Annotated in this window: 1 protein-coding gene; it reads left to right on the top strand. The window is 72.7% G+C overall.

From position 1 onward, the window contains the following. On the top strand, window positions 1-1,944 hold a 1,944-nt coding region (locus IY392_RS10810; protein WP_194861212.1), incomplete at both ends, for a phosphopantetheine-binding protein.

The raw sequence follows: 1,944 nt of genomic DNA, 5'->3' as shown, positions 1-1,944 counted from the left end.
GTCGTGCACCACGGCGACCCCGATCGCGCCGGGCGCGCTCTGGCGGCCGACCTGCACCGTCACGGGCCGGCCCGCTGGCCCACCACGGTCCACCTCACCGGGGACTCGTGGCAGGACGAGGTCGTCGTCGACCATCCGGCGTCGGTCGAACCGGCCGACGCCCCGGACCAGGCGCCCCCGCGGGTCGTGGTGATCGGCGGGCTCGGCGCCGTGGGACGCCACATCGCCTCCTCCTTCCTCACTGCCGGGGCAAGCGTCACCCTGACCACCCGTCGTGACGCGGGAGATGTCGCCGCCGAGCTGGTCCCCCTGGGGGCGTCCGTGGTCACCTGGGACGGCCTCGACGCCACCGCCCTCGCCGAGATGGTTCGCGCTCTCCCGGCCGGCGGCCCACTGATCGTCGTGCAGTGCACCGGGGTGGTGGGCCGGGAGAGCTTCGCGACGGTCCAGGAGTCGGGGACGAAGACCCTCCTGGCCCACGATCGTGCGCGGGTCCAGGTCTGGCTCGCCCTAGAGGACGCGGTGGCGCAGCTCGGCGAGCGCGCCCCCGATGTCCTCGTGGCGATGTCGTCACTGGCCTCCGTCTCCGGTGGCTTCGGTCTGGCCGCGTACGCCGTGTCGTGCCGGGCTGTGGAACTGCGCTGCGAGAACGCCTCGCCGGCAGCGCGGACCCGGCGGATCGCGGTGGCCTGGGACGGGTGGCGGACGACCGACGCCGATGACGCCGCATTCGCCCGGAATTTGCTGAGACATGCGCTGGATCCGGACTACGCCTCGACGCTGCTGAGGCGGATCGCCGCCGGACCGTCCCGGGGAACGGTGATCGCCAGCCGCCGTCCGCTCACGATCGAGGGTGCGGATGTGGACCGCGCGACCGGCGCCGAAGTCTCCCTGCAGACCGCCGGAACACCATCGACCGTGGTCTCCCCGGGAGGCTCGGAGAGCTCGGACGGGCAGGAGGCCCGTGCGTCGCTCTCGCGTCTGTGCGAACTGTGGGCTGACGCGCTCGGCCTCCACCGGGACGAGGTCGGCGCCGACTCCGATTTTTTCGCCCTCGGTGGTCAGTCCCTGGCCGCGACACGACTGCTCGGCACTCTCCGCGACGAGCTGGGACTAGACCTGCGGCTGCGAGACCTCCTCGACGATCCGACGCCGGGGGGTGTCGCGGGAGCCGTCGTGTCGGATCCGGGTCGGGAGCAGGAGGACTCGTCCGGGGGCTCTGGCACGGAGGGTTCTGGCACGGAGGACTCTGGCACGGAGGACTCTGGCACGGGGGGCGCGGGCACGGGGGATGCGGACATCGAGCCCGATCCCACAGACCCGGCGCCGTTGACGCCGGTCCAGCGTGCGTACCTCCTGGGCCGCGAGGACGACTACGGCATCGGTGGCGCGGCGTGCCACAGTTTCGTGGAGTTCCGTGCCCGTTCACTGGATCCGGATCGGTTCGAGGCCGCGTTCCGCACGATGGTGCAGAGGCACCCGATGCTGCGGACGGTCGTCGAGCTGGACGGGATGCACGAGGTCGACATCAGGCCCGAGGATTTCCGGCTCGACGTGACCGACCTGAGGCAGTCCGACGACCCCGAGACCGGGCTCCGGCGGTGGCGTGACCGCCTGTCGACGCGGCGCGCCCCGGCGTCACGGTGGCCGCTGGTCTGCCCGTACCTCGCGATCACCGCCGACGCGGTGCACGTGGGGTGGAGCGTCGACGTGCTGGTCTGCGACGCCGACAGCTTCGGCCTCCTGCACTCCGAGATGGGAGTGGTGTACCGCGGCGAGGACCCTGGCCCTGCTCCGCAGCGCACCTTCGCCGACCACGTGCGCAGTAGCGCGGCAGGGGGAGTCCCGGCTGGTCCCGGGCAGGACGAGGACCGCCGTTGGTGGGCGGAGCGGGCCGGACAGCTACCCGCGGCGCCCGAGATCACCGGCGGGGCTGCTCCCGGT

This window comes from Dietzia sp. SYD-A1 (assembly GCF_015356725.1).
Lineage (GTDB): Bacteria > Actinomycetota > Actinomycetes > Mycobacteriales > Mycobacteriaceae > Dietzia.
The sequence above is the reverse complement of the archived record's forward strand: the minus strand, read 5'-3'. Positions and strand labels throughout refer to the sequence as shown.